A 21,805-nucleotide genomic window follows, 5' to 3' on the forward strand; every position below is an offset into this window, starting at 1 on the left:
TGCGTCGGAAACAGCTTGCCGGATTGCAAACGGGAATAAGCTCGCGGGCCTGTCCGTTTAGAGGTGACGAACGAACTGAGGGCGCGTCGCACCCGAGGAGTCACCATCATGCAAACCGGCTTGTGGAACCGTATCGTCGCTTGCGCCGCCGCGGTCGTGGCCCTCACGGGCCTCGCCTCGTGCGGCGGCTCGGACGGAGACATGCCCGCGCCGACGCGCTTCAAGGCGTCGATCGTCGTATCGGACGGCGCCGTGCCCGCGCCGCACACGGACCCGAATCTGAAGAACAGCTGGGGCGTCGCGTTCAATCCGAACGGCTTCGTCTGGGTCGCCAATAACGGCACGCAGACGGCCACGCTCTACGACGGCAACGGCGTCGTGCAATCGCTCGTCGTGTCGATTCCTCCGTCCGCGACCGGTCCCGCCAGCCCGACCGGCATCGTCTTCAACAAGGGCCCGGATCTCACGCTCGCGCGCAACGGCAAGTCCGGCGTCGCGGCGTTCATTTTCGCGGGCGAAGGCGGCTCGATCACCGCGTGGGCGCCGGCGGTCGACACGACGCATGCATTCACCGTCGTCGATTCGAGCGCGTCCGGCGCGATCTACAAGGGGCTCGCGATCGCGGTGAACGCGTCGGGCGGCCATCGCCTGTATGCGACCGACTTTCATAACAACCGGATCGACGTGTTCGACGGCACGTTCACGAAGATCGCCGTGCCAGGCGGCTTCCGGGACACGCAGATTCCCGCGGGCTTCGCGCCGTTCGGCATTCAGGCGATCGGCGCGAAGATCTACGTGACCTACGCGAAGCAGGACGAAGACGCCGAGGACGACGTGCCGGGCGCGGGCCAGGGCTTCGTCGACGTGTTCGATATCGACGGCAATCTCATGCTTCGCCTCGCGCCGAACGGCCCGCTGAACGCGCCGTGGGGCGTCGCGCAGGCGCCCGGCAACTTCGGCACCTTCAGCAACGACATTCTCGTGGGCAATTTCGGCGACGGCACGATCAACGCGTTCGATCCAAACACCGGCGCGTTCGTCGGCCAGTTGATCAACACGGACGGCACGCCGCTCGTGCAACCCGGCCTGTGGGGCATCGCGTTCGGCAACAACCTGAACGCGCAGCCGTCCAACACGCTGTTCTTCGCCGCGGGGCCGAACGCGGAGGCCGATGGCGCGTACGGCCGCATCGACATGCAGTAACGCGCGCGTCGCTTTCCCTGGGCGATGACGCGAGCCCGGACAACTCCTCGTCCGCGTGCGCATCGCCAGCCTGTGCGCCGTCCGTTCGCGCGGACGGCGCTCTTTTTGCCGCTTCGGGCGAAGAAAGCGCGGCTTGCTAGAATGCGCGCTTCAACTCCGCTCATCCGATGGACCTCGAAACCCTCCTCTTCTCCCAAGGCTTCGGGTCGCGCCGCCAGTGCCGCGGGATCGTCGCCGAAGGCCGCGTGCGCATCGGCGGTGAGACACGCGACGACCCGCGCGCCGATATTCCCGTCACACCCGCTCTCGAATTCGAAGTCGACGATCATCTCTGGACGTATCGCGAAAAAGCGTATGTCGCGCTCAACAAGCCCGCGGGCTACGAATGCTCGCGCGATCCGCAGCATCACTTGAGCGTGTTCCATCTGCTGCCGCCGCAACTGGCCGAGCGCGGCGTGCAGGCTGTCGGCCGGCTCGATCAGGATACGACCGGCCTGCTGCTGCTCTCCGACGACGGCGCGTTCGTTCACGCGTTCACATCGCCCAAACGCAAGGTGCCGAAGGTCTATCTCGCGACCGTGCGTCATCCGCTCGACGATGCGCAGCTCGCGAAACTGCGCGAAGGCGTGCTGCTGCACGGCGAAACGAAGCCGAGCGCCGCGCTCGCCGCCGCGCGACGCGACGAGCGGCTGCTGGAACTGACCGTGCTCGAAGGCAAATATCATCAGGTGAAGCGCATGGTCGCGGCCGCGGGAAACCGCGTGGAGCAACTGCATCGCGAGCGGGTCGGCGGTTATGCGCTGCCGGCCACACTTGCCGAAGGCGCGTGGCGCTGGCTCGATGAAAGCGACCTCGCTGCGCTGCGCGGCGCCTGACGGGCGCTGCGCGCTGCCCGCGCATGACACGGCCTCCTTCATTCAGCATGCAAATCAGTGAAAGCCCCTAAATCCGTGCGCTGCGGCGCAGCATGCCTTCCTTCTGCCGTCCTCATATACTGGTCTAACGGATACCAATAATGACTATCAAAAAAGCAGGAGGGCATCATGGTCTCCCACTCGACCGTCGCACTGATCGCGTTCGTCGCGCTGAGTGTTGTCCTCATCGGGGTGCTCGCCGCCGTCATGCACGTGCGCCATAAATATTCGCCGAATCTCATCGGCGCATTGATCGGCGCGCTGATGTGCTTCATCCTGCTCGAAACGATTCCTGCGCTGATCTAGCGCGGCGCGTTCGCGTTCGCTTTCAGGAAATCGTCGACCGTCGGATGGCGCAGCACGTAGCCCAGCTCGCGCTTCAGGCGCGCGTTGGACAGCCGCCGCGATTCGCGCATGAACGAGAGCGTGATCGGCTCGAGACGCGACAGCGCCTCTTCTCGCGTAATGCGCGGCACGCGCGGCAAGGCGTACGCATCGGCCACGCGATCGAAATAATCCGCCATGCGCAAGTCGGTGTCGTCCGATGCGTTGATCACGCGTTGCGGCCGTCCGCGCGAGAGCGCGCGCACCAGAATCGCCGCGAGATCGTCGGCGTGGATATGGTTCGTATAGACATCGTCGGATTCGACGAGCGCCGGCAATGCCCGCTCGATGCGCGCGACCGGCAGCCGGTTGCCCGCGTAGATGCCCGGAATGCGCGCGATCGAAACCCGCCAGCCGCTCCCCGCGCCCGCCGCACGCAACTGCATTTCCGCCGAGACACGCCGCCGCGCGCGCTCGTTCTCCGGCCGCGCGGGCCGCGTTTCATCGATCCACGCGCCGCCGCAATCGCCGTAGACGCCGGTCGTGCTCGCATAGACGAAGCGCAGGCCGGGGCGAAAGCCGGCCTTTCGAATGCTGGCCGGGAAAGGGCCGTCGGGTACAATGAAAGACGTTTTCGCGAAGGAACCCGGACGTTGAACGCGGCGTTTCAGCGGCGCGCCGGACGCATGCCGTTGCCGCATGACGGCCGACTGCGCCGGGCGCGCGGCCGAACGGCGCGGCGCGCGCAAGGTGGCGACGAGCGCGCGCGTGCGGCTGTCGATCAGGCCATCGCGCGGCGGCGGCGCGAGATGCAGTACGCTGCGCGCAATGCCTGCCAGACGCCGCAGGCTCGCACGCACGTCGAGATCGCCGGGAACGGGCGTTGCGCCCGCCGCACGCAACTCGCCCGCGCGCTCCGGATGATGCGTGAGCGCGATCACGCGGGGCGGCGCGGCACGCGCGTTGAGGATCTGCAGCGCACGCATGCCGACATCGCCGCAGCCGACGATCAGCACGCGCGCGCGGCGCAGGATTCGAGTGGCGATCATGCCGGTCATTGTATCCGCCGCTTCAGGAACGCGCGCTCGGCAGCATCGAGACACATTCACCCCATTGCATGACATCGATCTATGGCTTTTAACGTAACGCTCCGGCAAAGCGGCCGGCAGTTTCAAGTGGAACCCGACGAACCCGTGCTGACCGCGGCGCTGCGTCAGGGCATCGGCCTGCCGTACGGCTGCAAGAACGGCGCGTGCGGCTCCTGCAAGGGCGCCGTCGTGAGCGGCGAAGTCGAGCAGGCGCCGCATTCGTCGTCCGCGCTCTCCAACGATGAGAAAACGCGCGGCATGGCCCTCTTCTGCTGCGCGACCGCGCAGACCGACCTGACCATCGACGTGCGCGAAGTCGCGGGCGTCGGCGACGTGCAGGTCAAAAAGCTGCCCTGCCGCGTGAACGCGCTGGAACGCCGTGCCGACGACGTCATCGAGCTGAAGCTGCAACTGCCCGCCAACGAGCGGCTGCAGTATTACGCGGGGCAGTACATCGAATTCATCCTGAAGGACGGCAAGCGCCGCAGCTATTCGATGGCGAGCCCGCCGCATCACGAAGGCCCGCTCGAACTGCATATCCGCCACATGCCGGGCGGCACCTTCACCGATCACGTGTTCGGCGCGATGAAAGAGCGCGACATCCTGCGCTTCGAAGGCCCGCTCGGCACGTTCTTCCTGCGCGACGAATCGGAGAAGCCCATCGTGCTGCTCGCGTCGGGCACGGGTTTCGCGCCGATCAAGGCGATCATCGAGCATGCGGTCTTCAAGAACCTGAACCGTCCGATGACGCTGTACTGGGGCGGCCGGCGCGCGAAAGACCTGTACATGATGGATCTCGCCGAACAGTGGGCGAAAGAGATTCCGAACTTCAAGTTCGTCCCCGTGCTCTCCGAGCCCGACGCGAGCGACAACTGGACGGGCCGCACCGGCTTCGTTCATCGCGCTGTCATCGAAGATCTGCCAGACTTGAGCGGCTATCAGGTGTACGCGTGCGGCGCCCCCGTCATGGTGGAATCCGCGCAGCGCGACTTCACGCAGCATCACCGGCTGCCGGACGACGAGTTCTACGCCGATTCGTTCACGAGCGCGGCCGACCTCGCGCATCCGGTCTGAGCAACATGCGCTGCGCCGTGCGCGCGGAAAAAATCCGCGTGCACGGTTTACAGGCAGCAACCCCTTAACGTATCCTTCGCGAATGATCAAAATCCTGAACGCACTTCGACGTCGCCGCTCGCCGCTCCCCTAGGGATGCCGCTGGCACGTCATGCATTTGCGCTCACGTTCGGTCATCGCCGAAACGTACGAAATGAAGCCACGGACATTCCGTGGCTTTTGTTTTTTCCGCACCACTTCCTCTTTTGCCTTCGTGGAGCCCGCTGTCATGAATTTCAATGAGTACCCCGTTGATTCGCTGATGTACATCACGAACCGTCCCGAGATCGTCTTCACGCACGGCAAGGGTTCCTGGCTCTACGACAACACGGGCAAGCGCTATCTCGACTTCATCCAGGGCTGGGCCGTGAACTCGCTCGGCCACTGCAACGAAGGCATGATCGAAGCGCTGGAGAAGCAGGCGCGTACGCTGATCAACCCGTCGCCGGCCTTCTATAACGGTCCGATGGCGCAGCTCGCGGGCCTTCTCACCGCGCATAGCTGCTTCGACAAGGTGTTCTTCGCGAACAGCGGTGCCGAAGCGAACGAAGGCGCGATCAAGCTCGCGCGCAAGTGGGGCAGGAAGTTCAAGAACGGCGCGTTCGAGATCATCACGATGGATCACAGCTTCCACGGCCGCACGCTCGCGACGATGTCCGCGAGCGGCAAGGCCGGCTGGGACACCATCTATGCGCCGCAAGTGCCGGGATTTCCGAAGGCCGATCTGAACGACATCGCGTCGGTCGAGAAGCTCATCAACGAGAAGACGGTCGCCGTCATGCTGGAGCCGATTCAGGGCGAAGGCGGCGTGATTCCCGCGACGCGCGAATTCATGCAGCAGTTGCGCGCGCTGACGAAGCAGCACAACCTGCTTCTGATCGTCGATGAAGTGCAAAGCGGCTGCGGCCGCGCGGGCACGCTCTTCGCCTATGAGCTCTCGGGCATCGAGCCGGACATCATGACGCTCGGCAAGGGCATCGGCGGCGGCGTGCCGCTCGCGGCGCTGCTGGCGACGGCCGAGGTCGCGTGCTTCGAAGCCGGCGATCAGGGCGGCACCTACAACGGCAATCCGCTGATGACGGCAGTCGGCCATTCGGTGATCTCGCAACTCGTCGCGCCGGGCTTTCTCGAAAGCGTGCGCGAAAAGGGCGACTATCTGAAGCACGAGTTGCTGAAGCTGTCGGATGAGCGCGGCTTCAAGGGCGAGCGCGGCGAAGGCCTGCTGCGCGCGCTGCTGCTCGATAGCGACAAGGGTCCGCAGATCGTCGAAAAGGCGCGCCTGATGCAGCCCGACGGCATGCTGTTGAACGCGGCGCGTCCGAATCTGCTGCGCTTCATGCCCGCTCTGAACGTCACGAAGGACGAGATCGACCAGATGATGTCGATGCTGCGTTCAGTGCTCGATTCGCTGTGATCATCCGCGCGTTCGAGCCGGGCGATCGCGACGCCGTGATCGCCCTGTGGCGCGATGTGTTTCCGGAGTACGCGGATGCATCGCGGCCGCAGCGCGATCCGGCGCTGTCGATTGCCAACAAGATGAAGACGCAGCCGGAACTGTTCTTCGTCGGTTTGCTCGATGGAGCGATCGCCGGCACGGTGATGGCCGGTTACGACGGGCATCGCGGATGGGTGTATTCGCTCGCCGTCGCTATGTCGTTGCGCGGCAACGGCTACGGCAGCGCGTTGATGCAGCACGCGGAACGCGCGCTCGCAAAGCTCGGTTGCCCGAAGGTCAACTTGCAGATTCTGAGCGTGAAGACGGAACTGCGCGGGTTCTATGAAAAGCTGGGGTATCGGATGGATGAAGTCGTGAGCCTCGGCAAGCGGCTATGAAAAAAGCCGACCGTCTCACAACGGTCGGCTTTTTTTCGAACTGGCCGAAGACTTATTCGCCCAGATACGCCGCGCGGACCTTCGGATCGTCCAGCATGATCTTCGCGTCGCCGGACATCGTGACCGTGCCCGAATCCATCACGTAGCCGCGATTCGCCGCCTGCAACGCGAGACGCGCGTTCTGCTCCACGAGCAGCACCGTCAGACCTTCCTTCGAGATCTCGCGCACGACTTCGAAGATCTTCTCGACCATGATCGGCGAGAGACCCATCGACGGTTCATCAAGCAACAAGAGCTTCGGACGCGACAGCAGTGCGCGCGCCATCGCGAGCATTTGCTGCTCGCCGCCCGAGAGCGTGCCCGCATACTGCGAAGCACGTTCCTTCAGGCGCGGAAAGAAGCCGAACATGCGCTCGGTGTCTTTCTGGATGCCGTCGGTGTCGTTGCGCAGATACGCGCCCATCTGCATGTTCTCGAGAATCGACATGCGCGCGAAGATGCCGCGGCCTTCCGGCACCATCGCGAGGCCGCGCTTCAGAAGTTCGTGCGTCGGCACGCCCTTGATCGACTGGCCCATGTACTCGATATCGCCGCCCGAGTACGGCTTCAGACCCGTGATCGCCTTCATCGTCGTGGTCTTGCCCGCGCCGTTCGCGCCGATCAGCGTGACGAGTTCGCCCTGCCCGACTTCCAGATCGACACCCTTCACCGCCTGGATGCCGCCGTAATTCACCTGCAGACCTTTGACTTTCAACATCGCGTTCATGGTCGCCATTTAGTGCACCCCCGCACCCAGATATGCCTCGATCACCTTCGGGTCCTTCTGCACGTCCTGCGGCAGACCTTCGGCGATCACCTTGCCGTAATCGAGCACCGTCATGCGGTTGCACAATCCCATCACGAGTTTCACGTCGTGTTCGATCAGAAGAATCGTCTTGCCATCCGAGCGGATCTTGTCGAGCAGACGCGTCAGTTCGACCTTCTCCGTGGCGTTCATGCCGGCCGCCGGTTCGTCGAGCGCGAGCAGCTTCGGATCGGTGGCGAGGGCGCGCGCAATTTCCAGACGACGCTGGTGACCGTACGACAGATTGCGCGACGTGTAGTCCGCGTATTGCAGCACGCCGACATATTCGAGCAGTTCGAGCGCGCGTTCCTTGATCTCGCGCTCTTCACGGCGTTCCGCCGGCGTCTGAAACACCGCGCCGAGCAGACCGTGCTTCGTGCGCACGTGCCGGCCGACCATCACGTTTTCGAGCGCGGTCATGCCGCCGAACAGGCGAATGTTCTGGAACGTGCGCGCAATGCCCGCCTTCGCCACCTGATACACGGCGGTCGGCGTGTAGGCCGTGCCGTCGAGACGGAACTCGCCGGAATCCGGCGTGTAGAGGCCCGTGATCACGTTGAAGAACGTCGTCTTGCCCGCGCCGTTCGGGCCGATCAGGCCGTAAATCGTGCCTTCCTCGATTTCGAGGCCGACATCGGACAATGCCTGCAAGCCGCCGAAGCGCTTGTTGACGCCCTTGACGGAAAGTCGCGTTTGCTTTTGGCTCATTTTCTGGATCCCCCGCTTATGCGCGCACCGGCTTTTTATTGCCGCGCTTCGCGATCTTCGCGATTTTGTCTTCGTGTTTCGCGGCGGGCCACAGGCCTTCCGAGCGATACAGCATGATCAGCACCATCGCCAGGCCGTACAGCAACTGGCGGATGACTTCGGTATCCACGATCTGATGGCCGAAGATGGCGTGTTGCAGCGGACCCATCGTCGTGCGCAGGAATTCGGGGAACACGGCGAGCAGCACCGCGCCGAGAATCACGCCCGGAATATGGCCCATGCCGCCCAGCACCACGCACGCCAGCACGACGATCGATTCCCAGAACGTGAACGATTCCGGCGACACGAAGCCCTGGAACGCGCCGAACATCGCGCCGGACAAACCGCCGAACGACGCGCCCATCGCGAACGCGAGCAGCTTCACGTTACGGGTGTTGATGCCCATCGCCTTCGCGGCGATTTCGTCTTCGCGAATAGCGGCCCATGCGCGGCCGATGCGCGAATGCTGCAGACGCGTACACACCCAGATCACGAACAACGCGCACAGCACGAACAGGTAGTAATACAGGTACACCGACGGGAATTTGAAGCCGAGAAACTCGTGCGTCTGGGCGAGGCTGAAGTCGCCGATGTGCACCGGAGAGATGCCCGTAATGCCCTTCGGACCGTTCGTGATGTTGATCGGACGATCGAGGTTGTTCATGAAGATCCGGACGATTTCCCCGAATCCCAGCGTCACGATCGCGAGATAGTCGCCGCGCAGACGCAGCGTCGGTGCGCCGAGCAGCACGCCGAAGGTCGCCGCGAGCGCCATCGCGATCGGCACGATGATGAAGAACGGGAAGTGGAGTCCGGTCGGCGCGAGCGCCGCGATCCATTCGAATTGCGTCGAAAGCTGCGGCGACGACAGCAGCGCCGCCGTATAGGCGCCCACCGCGTAAAACGCGATGTAGCCCAAGTCCAGCAGGCCGGCGAAGCCGACCACCACGTTCAGGCCGAGCGCGAGCATCACGTAGAGCATCGCGAAGTCGAGCACGCGGACCCAGTAGTTGCCGCCCGCGGCGCCGATGACCATCGGCGCGGCAATGACGAACACGGCGGTGAGAATGCCCACGACGAGCGTTTTCGTCATGTTCTTCTCGGGGATGAGCGTCGTGGACGGCTCAATCGGTTGAATCGAAGTCATTTTTCTGGCTCCTCAGACAATCTTTAAGCGCGGTCCGCGACACGTTCGCCGAGCAGACCCGACGGACGGAACACGAGCACGATGATCAGCACGATGAAGGCGAACACGTCCTGGTAGTTGGAACCGAAGACGCCGCCCGTCAGGTTGCCGATATACCCGGCGCCCAACTGTTCGATGAGACCCAGCAACACGCCGCCGACCATTGCGCCGCCTAAGTTGCCGATACCGCCGAGCACCGCCGCCGTGAACGCTTTCAGGCCCGGAATGAAGCCCATGTAGAAGTGGGCGTTGCCGTATTCCGACGCGATCATGACGCCGGCGAGCGCTGCGAGCGCCGAGCCGATCATGAAGGTCGCGGAAATCACGAAGTTCGGGTTCACGCCCATCAGCGAGGCATTGGCCGGGTTCTCGGCGATGGCGCGCATCGCGCGGCCGAGCTTGGTCTTGTGCACGAGGAGCAGCAGACCGGCCATCACGATGAACGCAACCACGATGATCACGATTTCGGTCATCGAGATCACGGCGCCCGGACGGGTTTCGTCGGCGGCGATCACGTTGATCGGATCGGTCGGCAGAAGCTGCGGGAAGGCCAGCGGATTGCGGCCCCAGATCATCATCGCGATGGTCTGCAGAAGAATGGACACGCCGATCGCGGTGATCAGCGGAGCGAGACGCGGCGCCTTGCGCAGCGGCCGGTACGCCACTTTTTCAATCGTGTAGCCGACCAGCGCGCAGACGATCGCGGCAACGATCAGCGCGATCGTCAGCATGATCGGTCCGGGCAAGCCCGGCGCGTGGTTCTGCATGACGCCGATCGCGGACAGCGCGACCATCGCGCCGACCATCAGCACGTCGCCATGCGCGAAGTTGATGATGCCGAGAATGCCGTACACCATCGTATAGCCGAGTGCGATGATGGCGTAGACGCTGCCAAGCACCAAGCCGTTGATGATCTGCTGGATGAAAATATCCATCTAAAGCTCCTTAGCCCCGTGCGTTCGGATAACGCTTTTATCACCGGCCGATAAACCGGTGTGAAGCGAAATCTGAAACGGCACTGCGCGTACTTTTGGAAAAACCGGTAAGGGTTAATCGTCCGATCGTCCGCTCGCTGCCGGATGAGGCTGCGGGCGTTTCCCGGACGGATACGAAAACGGCGCCGTCGGTTGAGCGCCGCCATCCTGCTGCTGCTTACTGCCTGACGACATCCAGGACGTCCTTCTTCTTGTCCTTGAAGTCGTAAAGCGTAATGGTGCCCGCCTTCAAATCGCCCTTGTCGTCGAATGCGATGCGCCCCGTCAGACCGTTGTAGTCCGTCGTGGCGATCGCAGCGAGCACCTTGGGCGCTTCGATCGAATTGGCGCGCTTCATTGCATCGACGATCACGTACATCGCGTCATACGTGAACGGCGCGTAAATCTGCACCGGCGCGTGAAAGCGCGCTTCGTACTTCTTCTCGAAGTCCGCGCCCTTGTCCATCTTCGAAAGCGCGAGTCCCGCCTCCGAGCAGACGATGTTCTGCACCGCGTCGCCCGCGAGCTCGGCGAGCTTCTCGGTGCAGACGCCGTCGCCGGCGAGAATCTTCGACTTGATGCCGAGCGCCGCCGCCTCTTTCGCGAACGGGCCGCCCGTCACGTCCATGCCGCCGTACATCACGACATCCGGCTGGATGCGCTTGATCTTGGTCAGGATCGCCTTGAAATTGCGGGCCTTCTCGGTCGTCTGCTCGCGCGCGGCGATTTTCACGCCGCCAGCCTGAGCCGACTTCGCGAATTCATCGGCCAGCCCACGTCCGTATGCGGTCGCGTCGTCGACCACGACGACTTTCTTCGCATGCAGTGTCTTCATCGCGTAGCCGGCCAGCACGGGGCCTTGCAGCGCGTCGGTCGCGACGACGCGAAACGTCGTCTTGTAGCCTTGCTTCGTGTACTCCGGATTCGTCGTCGACGGCGAAATCTGCGCGATGCCCGCATCGCTGTAGATCTTCGACGCCGGAATCGACACGCCCGAATTCAGATGGCCGATGACCGCGACCACGTGATCGTCCACGAGCTTTTGCGCGGCTTCCGTGCCGACGCGCGGATCGGCGGCATCGTCCTGACTGTCGAGTTCGAGGCGGATGGAACGCCCGTCGATCGTCAAACCCTGCGCGCTGATCTCTTCCAGTGCCAGACGCGCGCCGTTTTCATTGTCCTTGCCGAGGTGTGCCTGCAGCCCCGTCAGAGGCGCGACATGACCGATTTTCACGACCGTTGCCTCACTCGCAGGCGCAGGCGCTGGCGCGGACGCAGCAGACGCTGCGGAACTCGCCGCCGATGCCGCCGTATTCGCCCCGCTTTCGTCCTTCTTGCCGCATGCGGTCACCATTGCAACCGCAGCCGCGATGGACACGGCGTGAGCAAACTTGAATCGCATCAAATAGGTCTCCTGCGCCTCTAAAAACAGTCGTCGTGAACCCTTCTGGCCTCAAGACGCGCGCATTGTAACGCTAAATATGAGACGAGCAATATTCTTGCGTGGCGGGGTTTTCCAGCATTGCAACCGCCATTTTCCGGCGATTTTCCCGCTCAGGCGCAACCAGGTTGCGATCCGATTTTGTGCAGTAGTTGCACCATAACGAGCACGGGTTCAATCGGGGCAATTTAACGGTTACGTTTGCTTATCGGAATTACGGGCAAACCCTTAAGTGTTTTAGACCATAACGCCTATTTCGACGCACGCCCGTTAATGGTGCTCACGCATTGGTTTCGTCTTGCGCGGAAGGGTTCCTTTCTCTTTGCTTTCTATCGATGATGGACGAAAAAAAAGCGCCCGGAGGCGCTTTTTCGAAGCAACGATTTCATTCACTGCGGCAGAGAGAGACCGCGCGGCAGCGGGAACGAGATCGTCTCCTCGATGCCTTCCAGCGAGCGCACGTTGCGCACGCCGAGTTCGCGCAGCCGCGCGATGACCGCCTGCGCCAGCACTTCCGGCGCCGACGCGCCCGCCGTCACCCCGATGCGCTTCTTGCCCTCGACCCACTTCGGATCGATCTGCGTCGGCGAATCCACCATATAGGCGGGGATGCCGCGCTTCTCGGCCACTTCGCGCAAACGGCTCGAATTCGAGCTGTTTGGGCTGCCGACGACGATCACGACATCGCACTGCGGCGCGAGAAACTTCACCGCGTCCTGGCGGTTCTGCGTCGCGTAGCAGATGTCCTGCTTCTTCGGCTCCTTGATGTCCGGATACTTGTTCTTGAGCGCGCCGATGATCGCGGAGGCGTCGTCGACCGAAAGCGTGGTCTGCGTGACGTACGCGATGCGCTGCGGGTCGGGCAGATCGAGCTTGAGCACGTCCTCGATATCCTCGACGAGATGCATGCCCTCGCCCGACTGGCCCATCGTGCCTTCGACCTCGGGATGCCCCTTGTGGCCGATCATCACGATGTCGAAGCCGTCCTGGCGCATCTTCGCGACTTCGATATGCACCTTGGTCACGAGCGGACACGTCGCGTCGAACACGCGCAGGCCGCGCGCCTCGGCTTCGCCGCGCACCGCCTTCGAGACGCCGTGCGCGCTGAAGATCAGCGTGGCGCCTTCGGGCACGTCGGACAGCTCTTCGATGAAGATGGCGCCCTTCTCACGCAGATCCGCAACGACATACGCGTTATGGACGATCTCGTGGCGAACGTAGATGGGCGCGCCAAACAGCTTGATCGCACGCTCGACGATTTCGATCGCGCGGTCGACGCCTGCACAGAACCCGCGCGGCTGCGCGAGCAGGATTTCGACGTCGGTCTGAACTTCGTTGAGGCTTTCAATCATGGTTACAGAATTCCGATGATTTTCACTTCGAAGACGAGCGCCTGGCCCGCGAGCGGGTGATTGAAATCGAACAAGGCAGCGGTTTCCCCGACTTCCTTCAGCACACCCGCGTAGCGGCCGCCGTTCGGCGCGTTGAATTCGACGAGATCGCCGGGAGAAAAATCCTCGCCGATCATGCTGTTTTCGCGCAGCGTCGCGAGCGACACCCACTGGACCAGCTCCGGGTTACGCGGCCCGAAAGCCTGATCCGGCGTTAGCTGAAAGGTCGAATGGTGGCCGACCTTCAGTCCCAGCAGAATCTCTTCCAGGGGCTCCGCGAGCTGGCCTGCGCCGAGCAAGAGCGTCGCGGGCTTGTCGGTGAACGTGTTGACGATGTCAGCACCATCGGCCAGTGCGAGCCGGTAATGAAGCGTGACGTGCGAACCGGGTTTCACCTCGGAGATATCGATGATGCTCATGAGTATTGGATGTGGCCGTTCGTTTGAAGGCGGGGCGCAGGCTCCGCTCGAGGCGGCTTCGCGACGCGAGGCGGCGAACCGCGCGGCGCCGGTGCAAACCGGGCGCCAAAACCGCTATTGTAAGACACAGTTGTGGCAGCACGCGTCTCGCGGCCATGTCCTGCGTGCGCTGACCCGCGCGACAGAACGTCCCGGAGCGCCGCGATGAGCGCCGACCTGCGGCTCGTGAAGCCGTTTGACGCGCCCGGATCGGGCCATGCCGAGGACGCGCCTCATACGCCGATCCGCGAATGGGCGCGCGCCGACCGTCCGCGCGAGCGGCTGCTGGATACCGGCCCGGCATCCCTCTCCGACGCCGAACTCTTCGCTTTGTTCCTGCGCACCGGCGTGGCGGGCGTATCGGCCGTCGATGTCGCGCGCCAGCTCATGCGCCGGTTCGGCTCGCTGCGCGGCGTTCTGGACGCGACGGCGCTGGATTTGCGCGAGCAGCGCGGCATTGGCCCCGCGCGCGCCGCGACCCTGCTGGCGGTGTCCGAGCTGTGCCGGCGCGCGCTCGCAGAGAAGGCGCGCGATCGCGAACTGCTGAACTCGCCGGGCGCCGTCGAGGACTATTTGCGGCTTTTGATCGGCACGCGGCCTTACGAGGTGTTCGTCTGCCTGTATCTGGACGCGCGGCACAAGCTGCTGCATGCCGAAGAATCCGCGCGCGGCTCGCTCACGCGCGTGGCGGTGTATCCGCGCGAGATCGTGCGGCGCGCGATCTCGCTCAACGCGGCGGGGCTCATCGTGGCGCATAATCACCCGTCGGGCGGGGTCACGCCGAGCGCGAACGACCGCAGTCTCACGAAGACGCTGCAGGGGGCGCTCACGCTCATCGACGTGCAACTGCTCGATCACGTCGTCGTGGCGGCGAACGACGTGTTCTCGTTCGCGCGGCACGGGTGGCTGTGAAGCATAAATGGTTTGATATTGCAGCATTTTTTCTGCTACACTTCTCGTTTGCTTTTCTCACCCCCCTGTTCTGAGTGCCGGAGTAACGAACCGGCGAAACTGGGCGCAGTCCTCATTGGCATAACCGTGCTGCCAAGTCCCCGATCGGCAAATTGGGCGAAACGAGGCATCGAACGAAGGCATGTCCTTCACTCGAGCGTTCGACTCGGACTTAATCGTGTATTAGGAGTGTCCTCATGGCACGCGTATGCCAAGTAACTGGGAAAGGCCCGATGTCGGGCAACAACGTTTCCCACGCAAACAACAAGACCAAGCGTCGTTTCCTGCCGAACCTGCAGAACCGCCGTTTCTTCGTTGAAAGCGAAAATCGCTGGGTCCGTCTGCGCGTCTCGAACGCCGGTCTGCGCCTGATCGACAAGAACGGTATTGACGCCGTGCTCGCAGACCTGCGCGCACGCGGTGAAATCTAAGGAGCACGCACATGGCCAAGGGCGCACGCGACAAGATCAAGCTGGAGTCGACCGCAGGCACGGGTCACTTCTACACGACGACCAAGAACAAGCGCAACATGCCGGAAAAGATGCTGATCAAGAAATTTGATCCGGTCGCACGCAAGCATGTTGACTACAAGGAAACCAAGATCAAGTAAATCTTGATTTTGAGAGCCTGCCTGTAAAAAGGCGAAGACACGAGAAGCCCCGCAATCGCGGGGCTTTTTGTTTTTCCCGGCGTTTTCTCCCCCGCTTTTAACCCCCTTTTCACACGCTCGTGCGGGGGTTTTCGCTGTCACTGAATGTTCATGCGGGGTATGCTTGCCGGCTATCGACGAGAACACGGACGGAGAACCGGCAGCATGAATTTCGATGTAGCGATCGTGGGGAGCGGGCTCGCGGGCTTGAGCGTCGCGCTGAATCTGGCTCAGACGCGGCGTGTCGCGATTCTCGCGAAGCGGGCGGCGAACGTCGGCGCGAGCGACTGGGCGCAAGGCGGCATCGCGGCCGTGCTGGATTCGGCCGATAGCGTGGACAACCACGTCGGCGATACGCTCATTGCGGGCGGCGGCCTATGCGACGAGGCGGCGACACGCTTCATCGTCGAGAACGGGCGCGCGGCGATCGAATGGCTGATCGAGGAAGGCGTGCCCTTCACGCGCGACGCCGCCGCCGAACTCGGTTTCCACCTGACGCGCGAAGGCGGTCACAGCCATCGCCGCATCATTCACGCGGCCGACGCCACCGGCCACGCCGTGGTCACGACGCTTTCCGAGCGCGTGCGCAACCATCCGAACATCACCATTCTCGAAGATCATGTCGCGATCGACGTGATCACGTCCGACCGTCTCGGGCTGCCGGGCCATCGCTGCCACGGACTGTACGCGCTGGATCTGAGCACCGGCCGCACGGTGACGATTCAGGCGCCGCACACGGTGCTCGCCACGGGCGGCGCGGGCAAGGTCTATCTCTACACGACGAATCCCGACACCGCGACCGGCGACGGCATCGCGATGGCGTGGCGCGCGGGCTGCCGCGTCGCGAACATGGAGTTCATCCAGTTCCATCCGACGTGCCTGTTTCACCCGTACGCAAAGTCGTTTCTCATCTCGGAAGCCGTGCGCGGCGAAGGCGGCATTCTGCGCCTGCCGGACGGCACGCGCTTCATGCCCGCGCACGACGAACGCGCCGAACTCGCGCCGCGCGATATCGTCGCGCGCGCGATCGACTTCGAGATCAAGAAGCGCGGCATCGACTGCGTGTATCTCGACATCAGCCACCAGCCGCGCGCGTTCCTCGAAGAGCATTTTCCGACGATCCTCGCGCGCTGCCGCGAATTTGGCATCGATATTGCGAAAGAGCCGATTCCGGTCGTGCCCGCCGCGCACTACACATGCGGCGGCGTGGTCACGGATCTCGCAGGACGCACGGACCGGCCGGGCCTGTACGCGGTCGGCGAAACCTCGTACACGGGATTGCACGGCGCGAACCGGCTCGCGAGCAATTCGCTGCTCGAATGCCTCGTGGTCGGCCGCGCGGCGGCGCAGGCGATCGAAGCGGACGGATACTCGAACGGTTGTCACGCCGAATTGCCCGACTGGGACGAAAGCCGCGTGTCCGATCCGGACGAAGAAGTGGTCGTTGCGCACAACTGGGACGAGTTGCGGCGTCTGATGTGGAATTACGTGGGCATCGTGCGCACGGACAAGCGCCTTGCGCGCGCGCAGCATCGCCTCGCCCTGCTACGCGACGAAATCCATGAGTACTACGCGAATTTCAAGGTGAGCCGCGATTTGCTGGAATTGCGCAACCTGGTGGATGTGGCGTCGCTGATCGTCGAAAGTGCGTGTTCGCGACGCGAGAGCCGCGGCCTGCACTACAGCCGCGACTGGCCCGAAACGCTGCCGAAGGCCCTGCCGACGGTGCTCATGCCGCCGGCCGCGCGCCGCCGCGCCGTTTAAAGCAGGCGCATCGAGAAATCGGTCGCGCGCACGTCCTTCGTGAGCGCGCCGATGGAAATGCGGTCCACGCCTGTTTCCGCGATGGCCCGCACCGTGTCGAAGTTCACGCCGCCCGAGACTTCGAGCAACGCGCGTTGCGCCGTGATGCGCACGGCGTCGCGCATCATGTCGAGCGTGAAGTTGTCGAGCAGGATCGATTCGGCGCGTGAGCCGAGCGCCGTTTCGAGCTGCTCCAGCGTTTCCACTTCGATCTGGATCGGCACGCCCGCGTTCAGCGCGAGCGCCGCGCTCATTGCCGCTGCCACGCCGCCCGCCGCCGCGATGTGATTTTCCTTGATCAGCATGCCGTCGTAGAGCGCGAGCCGCTGGTTCGCGCCGCCGCCGACGCGCACCGCGTACTTCTGCGCGAGCCGCAGGCCCGGCAGCGTCTTGCGCGTATCGAGGATACGCGCGCGCGTGCCTTCGATCGCATCGACATAGCGGCGTGTCGCGGTCGCGACGCCCGAAAGCAATTGCAGGAAATTGAGGCCGTTGCGCTCGGCCGTCAGCAGCGATCGCGCGGGACCGTGCAGGAGCACGACCGGTGCATTCGCCGCCATGCGGTCGCCTTCGCGGTATTGCCATTCGGTTTCGATCGCGGGATCGACGCGGCGCATGACCTCCTCGAACCACGGCACGCCGCACAGCACTGCCTCTTCGCGCACGATGATGCGCGCCGTGCGCACATCGGCGGGTACGAGGCGGCCGGTGACATCGCCGCTGCCGACATCTTCTTTCAGCGCGTCCTCGACATTGCGCACGAGCGCGGCGTCGAACGCTTCGCCGTACTGGGCGCGCACTTCTTCGAATATCGACATTACGCGGCCCCCACGTTCGTGAACAGCGACGTATCTTTCGCCAGGTCGCCGCTCGCCTGCACGCGCTTCTTGTGACGCGCGGCGAAGTCGAGCATGCGGTCGATCGGCAGGCGCGCGCGCAGCCCGATGGCCGGATCGACATGAATCTCGTTGTGACCGCGTTCGAGCACCTCGGCAAGATTGGCGAGGCCGTTCATCGCCATCCACGGGCAGTGCGCGCAGCTCTTGCAGGTCGCGCTGTTGCCGGCGGTCGGCGCTTCGATGAACGTCTTGCCGGGCGCGGCGAGCCGCATCTTGTGCAGAATGCCGAGATCCGTCGCGACGATGAAGCGCTTCGCGTCGAGCTTCACGGCGGCGTCGATGAGTTGCGTGGTCGAGCCGACCACATCCGCGAGCGCAACGACGCCCTCCGGCGATTCCGGATGCACGAGAATCTTCGCGTCGGGATATTCGTTTCGCAGCAGATCGAGCTCGATGCCCTTGAATTCGTCGTGGACGAGACACGAGCCCTGCCACAGCAGCATGTCCGCGCCGGTCTTCTTCTGGATGTAATTGCCCAGATGCCGGTCCGGCGCCCACAGAATTTTCTCGCCGCGCGCATGGAGGTCGGCCACGATTTCCAGCCCGATCGACGACGTCACCATCCAGTCCGCGCGCGCCTTCACGGCCGCGCTCGTGTTCGCATACACGACCACCGTGCGATCCGGATGCGCATCGCAGAAGGCGGCGAACTCGTCGGCGGGGCAGCCCAGATCGAGCGAACAGGTCGCATCGAGATCGGGCATCAGCACCCGCTTGTCCGGGCTCAGAATCTTGGCCGTCTCGCCCATGAAACGCACGCCCGCGACGACCAGCGTTTTCGCCGCGTGATCGCGGCCAAAGCGCGCCATTTCGAGCGAATCGGCAACGCAACCGCCGGTTTCATCGGCGAGTTCCTGAAGTTCGGCATCGACGTAATAATGCGCGACGAGGACCGCCTCTTCCCGCCGCAGCAGTGCGCGGATGCGCTCCTTCAACTCGCGCTTCTGCTCCGGCGACGGCGCGTCCGGCACGCGCGCCCACGCCTCGCCCACTCCGCACGTCAGGCCTTGCGGCCGGTCATACTCGACGCTTCTGATCGCTTCCATGTCCCTGTCCCCTGCTCGCTGCTCAAGCAATACGAATGCGAAACGCGAAAATCCGTCGCCCAAAAACAAAGACCCCGCCAGAGCGGGGTCTTGTGACGTCCTTAAATTTTAACGGATATCGCGCGTCAGGCGTAGCGGCGCAGACGCAGCGCGAAATCCTGCAACGCTTTGATGCCGCTCTCTTCCGCGCGATGGCACCAGTCCTGCAATTGCGTGACGAGTTGCTCGCGCGATGCGTTCGAACGGTCCCACATCGCCGACAAATCCTTGCGCAGTTCGATAAACGTGCGCAGCTTCTGATTGTCCGACGTCAGCTCCGGCAGTTGCTTGAGCTGCGGCTCGTTCAGGCCGTCTTCTTCCTTGTGGAACCACGTGCGCGCACCGCGCATCAATTGGTACTTCTCGCGCGCGCCGGCTTCCTTCAGCTTGGACAGTTCCTGCGCGTAGGCATGCTTGAGCGCCTTGCCGTAACGCGCCATCACTTCATAGCGATTCGCGAGCACGGCCTGCAGCGTGTCCTGATCGACCACCGCCTTGCTCGCGGCGAGCTTCGGCGTCGGTGCGACCTTCTTGACCTTCGCGAGACCGACCATCGACATCATGCGGATATACATCCAGCCGATATCGAACTCGTACCACTTGCTCGACAGCTTCGCCGAGGTCGCGAACGTGTGGTGATTGTTATGCAGCTCCTCGCCGCCGATCAGAATGCCGAGCGGGAAGATGTTCGTCGAGGCATCCGCCGAATTGAAGTTGCGATAACCCCAGAAGTGCGCGAGGCCGTTGACGACGCCCGCCGCCCAGAAGGGAATCCAGATCATCTGCACAGCCCACACCGACAGCCCGACGATGCCGAACAGCGCAACGTCGATCACCATCATGACGCTGATGCCGAGAATCGGATAACGCGTGTACACGTTGCGCTCCATCCAGTCGTTCGGCGTGCCGTGACTGAACTTGCGCATTGTTTCTTCGTTTTTGGCTTCGGTGCGATAGAGCTCCGCGCCTTCGAGCAGCACTTTCCAGATGCCGCGCGTCTGCGGGCTGTGCGGGTCTTCCTCGGTCTCGCACTTCGCGTGATGCTTGCGATGGATGGCCGCCCACTGGCCGGTCAGCATGCCGGTGGTCATCCACAGCCAGAAGCGGAAGAAGTGCGCCGCGACGGGATGCAGGTCCAGCGCGCGGTGCGCCTGGCAACGGTGAAGATAGATGGTGACGCCGGCGATGGTGACGTGCGTCATCGCGAGCGTGAACAGCAGAATCTGCCACCAGGAAAAGTCGAGCAATCCGTTGGCGAGAAATTCGAGCGAAGAATTCAGCAAGGCGTTTTACCTGTATAGCTGTGAAATTCGGGAAAAATGGCCGGTCGCACCGACCGCGGACAACGTGTTGTGCGCATGAAAGGAACGCGCGCAAGTTCGATCGCATTCTACTGCATGCGTTCCAAGTCTTTGTCCTAAAGGTGAAATTTTTTGAATCGTAGCAAAACGAGGAAAAACCTACGCCCCGATTTGAGGTTGATTCATCGGCCAGATCGTAAGTTTGGTGCAACTGGCCGATATCAAGCCGCGGAAGCCGGTCCGGAGGCGCGATTTTCGGTATTTAGTACCGATTCGCCACCTGCCCGGGCCACGCCGTCGATAATCCTTATCTCCCGCTGCGCGTACGGAATCTCGATGCCGTTCTCCGAGAATAGCCGCCAGACCGCCCGGTTGACATGCGACTTAACGCCGCCCGTGCCCTTTGCGGCGTCCTCGATCCAGAAACTCAACTCCAGATTGATGCCGTCCGCACCGAAGCTCGCGAGCAGCGCCGCGGGCGCCGGGTCCTGCAATACCCTCTCGACGCCCTGCGTCGCATCGACGAGCAATTGCATCGCCCGCTCGACGTCGCACCGGTAGCTCACCTGCACGGCAATTTTGGCGTTGCCGCGAGTGAGAAACGACGAATGGTTCTGCACCACATCGGTGATGAGTTTTTCGTTCGGAATCAGCGTTTCGATGCCGTCGAGCCCGCGCACGACCGTGTAACGGGTGCGGATCTGCGTGACGGTGCCCTGGCTGCCCGCGACGTTGATCATGTCGCCGAGCCGCAACGAGCGATCCAGCAGGATGATGAAGCCCGACACGTAGTTGCTCGCGATCTTTTGCAAGCCGAAGCCGAGCCCGACGCCGAGCGCGCCGCCAAAGACGCCGAGCACCGTGATGTCGATGCCGACGATCGACAGGCTCACCAGAATGGCGGCGAGGATCATCAGCGCCCGTCCGACGCGCGCGAGCACCACTTTCAGGTTCGCGTCGAGCGTGCGGGCCCGCATCAGGCGGTCGTCGAGCAGCGCGCCGGCCCACATCGCGACGATTAGCGTCACGCACACCCACAGCACGCCCGAGGCGAGCGAAAGCAGCGTCATGTGCGCGTTCGCGAAATTGAAGCGCACGCTCGCCATCCAGTGAACGACGTCGTCCTGGATGCCCATGACGGTGAGCGCCATCGCGACCCAGACGATCACCGTCACGAGTTTCTCGAACAGATACAGCAGCGCGTTGCCTTCGTGCTCGGCCTGACCGCGGCTGAACACGCGCCGCGCGACGTAAAGCATCGTGTAAATCACGGCAATGCCGCACAGCGGCACCAGCGCGAGACGCAGAAACGACGTGTGGATGAACGGCGCCAGCACGACCTGCGCGATCGACACGAACACCGCACCCAGCAGCGGAAACAGCGCCTTGTTGAGACTTTCCGCGCCGAAGCGCACGGCTTCGAAACGCGATTGACGGCGCGCGTCCAGCTTCTTGCGAAGCAGACGCGCGCACCACCACGCCACCGCGAGCAGCCCGATCAGCGCCGCGACCTGCCAGAGCACTTCCGGCTCGCCGAAATCGCGGAAAAGCCGCGCGGAAAGCTCGGTCAGGAAGCGGTTTTGCATCGCTTATGCGGCGTG

General features: G+C 63.3%; 22 protein-coding genes. 10 read left to right on the forward strand and 12 right to left on the reverse strand.

All coding sequences use genetic code 11. From position 1 onward, the window contains the following. Positions 1-108: 108 nt before the first annotated feature. The 3 genes from LY284_RS09630 (at position 109) to LY284_RS09640 (ending at position 2,423) form a co-directional block, all read left to right on the forward strand. Complete coding sequence (locus tag LY284_RS09630; protein WP_014190641.1) at positions 109-1,203, forward strand: TIGR03118 family protein; 1,095 nt, start codon at positions 109-111, stop codon at positions 1,201-1,203. Between the two features lie 167 nt (positions 1,204-1,370). Continuing rightward, positions 1,371-2,078: a pseudouridine synthase gene (locus LY284_RS09635; RefSeq protein WP_014190640.1), complete on the forward strand. Its 708-nt coding sequence runs from the start codon at positions 1,371-1,373 to the stop codon at positions 2,076-2,078. Between the two features lie 168 nt (positions 2,079-2,246). Then, the gene (locus LY284_RS09640; RefSeq protein WP_014190639.1) at positions 2,247-2,423 is read left to right on the forward strand and encodes a hypothetical protein; all 177 of its coding nucleotides are present in this window, start codon (positions 2,247-2,249) and stop codon (positions 2,421-2,423) included. Here LY284_RS09640 and LY284_RS09645 read toward each other — a convergent pair. Beyond that, the gene (locus LY284_RS09645; RefSeq protein ID WP_014190638.1) at positions 2,420-3,490 is read right to left on the reverse strand and encodes an NAD-dependent epimerase/dehydratase family protein; all 1,071 of its coding nucleotides are present in this window, start codon (positions 3,488-3,490) and stop codon (positions 2,420-2,422) included. The two genes, LY284_RS09640 and LY284_RS09645, sit on opposite strands and share 4 nt — an antisense overlap. Before the next feature lie 81 nt (positions 3,491-3,571). On the opposite strand from LY284_RS09645, the gene LY284_RS09650 reads away from it, so the two are divergent. The 3 genes from LY284_RS09650 (at position 3,572) to LY284_RS09660 (ending at position 6,475) form a co-directional block, all read left to right on the forward strand. Continuing rightward, positions 3,572-4,603, forward strand: a complete 1,032-nt coding sequence (locus LY284_RS09650; protein ID WP_014190637.1) for a CDP-6-deoxy-delta-3,4-glucoseen reductase — start codon at positions 3,572-3,574, stop codon at positions 4,601-4,603. A gap of 268 nt (positions 4,604-4,871) precedes the next feature. Then, positions 4,872-6,056 carry an acetylornithine transaminase gene (locus LY284_RS09655; protein WP_041730171.1) on the forward strand — a complete coding sequence of 395 codons (1,185 nt, stop codon included), beginning with the start codon at positions 4,872-4,874 and terminating at the stop codon, positions 6,054-6,056. Beyond that, a complete protein-coding gene (locus LY284_RS09660; RefSeq protein ID WP_014190635.1) occupies positions 6,053-6,475 on the forward strand; it encodes a GNAT family acetyltransferase in 423 nt (140 codons plus the stop codon). Before LY284_RS09655 ends, LY284_RS09660 begins: the two co-directional genes overlap by 4 nt. A 52-nt stretch (positions 6,476-6,527) precedes the next feature. On the opposite strand, the gene LY284_RS09665 is transcribed toward LY284_RS09660, so the two are convergent. The 7 genes from LY284_RS09665 to LY284_RS09695 all read right to left on the reverse strand — a co-directional run bounded on the left by LY284_RS09665 (position 6,528) and on the right by LY284_RS09695 (position 13,477). After that, positions 6,528-7,250, reverse strand: coding sequence for an ABC transporter ATP-binding protein (locus tag LY284_RS09665; protein ID WP_014190634.1), 723 nt, complete (start codon positions 7,248-7,250; stop codon positions 6,528-6,530). Next, on the reverse strand, positions 7,251-8,027 hold the full coding sequence (locus tag LY284_RS09670; RefSeq protein ID WP_014190633.1) for an ABC transporter ATP-binding protein: 777 nt from the start codon (positions 8,025-8,027) through the stop codon (positions 7,251-7,253). Between the two features lie 16 nt (positions 8,028-8,043). Further along, positions 8,044-9,213 carry an ABC transporter ATP-binding protein gene (locus LY284_RS09675; protein ID WP_014190632.1) on the reverse strand — a complete coding sequence of 390 codons (1,170 nt, stop codon included), beginning with the start codon at positions 9,211-9,213 and terminating at the stop codon, positions 8,044-8,046. A gap of 23 nt (positions 9,214-9,236) precedes the next feature. After that, positions 9,237-10,187 carry a branched-chain amino acid ABC transporter permease gene (locus LY284_RS09680; protein WP_014190631.1) on the reverse strand — a complete coding sequence of 317 codons (951 nt, stop codon included), beginning with the start codon at positions 10,185-10,187 and terminating at the stop codon, positions 9,237-9,239. Positions 10,188-10,404: 217 nt separating this feature from the next. Next, positions 10,405-11,628: a branched-chain amino acid ABC transporter substrate-binding protein gene (locus LY284_RS09685; protein WP_014190630.1), complete on the reverse strand. Its 1,224-nt coding sequence runs from the start codon at positions 11,626-11,628 to the stop codon at positions 10,405-10,407. A gap of 428 nt (positions 11,629-12,056) precedes the next feature. Continuing rightward, on the reverse strand, positions 12,057-13,019 hold the full coding sequence (gene ispH, locus LY284_RS09690; RefSeq protein WP_041730169.1) for a 4-hydroxy-3-methylbut-2-enyl diphosphate reductase: 963 nt from the start codon (positions 13,017-13,019) through the stop codon (positions 12,057-12,059). 2 nt (positions 13,020-13,021) lie between these two features. Then, positions 13,022-13,477, reverse strand: a complete 456-nt coding sequence (locus LY284_RS09695) for a peptidylprolyl isomerase (protein ID WP_014190628.1) — start codon at positions 13,475-13,477, stop codon at positions 13,022-13,024. A gap of 204 nt (positions 13,478-13,681) precedes the next feature. Between LY284_RS09695 and radC the strand changes: the two genes are divergently transcribed. From radC to nadB, 4 genes are all read left to right on the forward strand, one after another. Next, positions 13,682-14,428 (forward strand): DNA repair protein RadC, encoded by a 747-nt coding sequence (gene radC / locus LY284_RS09700; RefSeq protein ID WP_041730166.1) that lies wholly within the window; start codon positions 13,682-13,684, stop codon positions 14,426-14,428. A gap of 236 nt (positions 14,429-14,664) precedes the next feature. Continuing rightward, on the forward strand, positions 14,665-14,898 hold the full coding sequence (gene rpmB, locus LY284_RS09705; RefSeq protein ID WP_008351171.1) for a 50S ribosomal protein L28: 234 nt from the start codon (positions 14,665-14,667) through the stop codon (positions 14,896-14,898). Between the two features lie 11 nt (positions 14,899-14,909). Then, complete coding sequence (gene rpmG, locus LY284_RS09710; protein ID WP_014190626.1) at positions 14,910-15,077, forward strand: 50S ribosomal protein L33; 168 nt, start codon at positions 14,910-14,912, stop codon at positions 15,075-15,077. A 204-nt stretch (positions 15,078-15,281) separates the two neighbouring features. Further along, positions 15,282-16,880, forward strand: a complete 1,599-nt coding sequence (gene nadB / locus LY284_RS09715; RefSeq protein ID WP_014190625.1) for an L-aspartate oxidase — start codon at positions 15,282-15,284, stop codon at positions 16,878-16,880. On the opposite strand, the gene nadC is transcribed toward nadB, so the two are convergent. From nadC to LY284_RS09735, 4 genes are all read right to left on the reverse strand, one after another. Next, on the reverse strand, positions 16,877-17,737 hold the full coding sequence (nadC, locus tag LY284_RS09720) for a carboxylating nicotinate-nucleotide diphosphorylase (protein ID WP_014190624.1): 861 nt from the start codon (positions 17,735-17,737) through the stop codon (positions 16,877-16,879). The genes nadB and nadC overlap by 4 nt on opposite strands. Beyond that, the gene (gene nadA / locus LY284_RS09725; RefSeq protein ID WP_045450396.1) at positions 17,737-18,864 is read right to left on the reverse strand and encodes a quinolinate synthase NadA; all 1,128 of its coding nucleotides are present in this window, start codon (positions 18,862-18,864) and stop codon (positions 17,737-17,739) included. The genes nadC and nadA overlap by 1 nt, the downstream gene beginning before the upstream one ends. Before the next feature lie 125 nt (positions 18,865-18,989). Continuing rightward, positions 18,990-20,186, reverse strand: coding sequence for an acyl-CoA desaturase (locus tag LY284_RS09730; RefSeq protein ID WP_014190622.1), 1,197 nt, complete (start codon positions 20,184-20,186; stop codon positions 18,990-18,992). Positions 20,187-20,425: 239 nt separating this feature from the next. Further along, complete coding sequence (locus LY284_RS09735) at positions 20,426-21,790, reverse strand: mechanosensitive ion channel family protein (RefSeq protein ID WP_014190621.1); 1,365 nt, start codon at positions 21,788-21,790, stop codon at positions 20,426-20,428. Positions 21,791-21,805 lie beyond the last annotated feature (15 nt).

This window comes from Caballeronia sp. PC1 (assembly GCF_021353155.1).
Classification (GTDB): domain Bacteria; phylum Pseudomonadota; class Gammaproteobacteria; order Burkholderiales; family Burkholderiaceae; genus Caballeronia; species Caballeronia cordobensis.